Origin of the sequence: Burkholderia sp. A2, assembly GCF_001729305.1 — a bacterium.
GTDB classification, from domain to species: domain Bacteria; phylum Pseudomonadota; class Gammaproteobacteria; order Burkholderiales; family Burkholderiaceae; genus Burkholderia; species Burkholderia sola.
Genome location: NZ_LZXX01000133.1, coordinates 2,230 through 2,546, shown reverse-complemented (window position 1 = coordinate 2,546; position 317 = coordinate 2,230). Strand labels below are relative to the sequence as shown.

At 70.0% G+C, this 317-nt stretch carries 1 protein-coding gene; it reads right to left on the bottom strand.

The window, feature by feature from the left end; genetic code table 11:
• Nucleotides 1-35 precede the first annotated feature (35 nt).
• A partial coding sequence (locus A9Z05_RS38125) for a LysE/ArgO family amino acid transporter (RefSeq protein WP_256122127.1) occupies nucleotides 36-317 on the bottom strand: 282 nt, incomplete at its 5' end.

Below are 317 nucleotides of genomic sequence, written 5' to 3'. Positions count from 1 at the left end.
GGCAGGCGGCCGCCCGTGCGCAGACGGGTCTTCGGTCAGCGTAACTGCACCGCCGCGAGGAACAGCACCATGCCGCCGATCGCGCCATCCAGCACGCGCCACGCGACCGCCTTGCGGAACCACGGCGCCAGCAATCGCGCGCCATAGCCGAGCCCGAGGAACCACACGATGCTGACCGTCATCGCGCCGATCGCGAACGCGAGCCGCGCGCCTTCCGGCTCGCGCGCGCCAGCCGTGCCGATCAGCAGGAACGTGTCGAGATACACGTGCGGATTGAGCCACGTGAACGCGAGCGTCATCAGCACGATCGCGAGCGC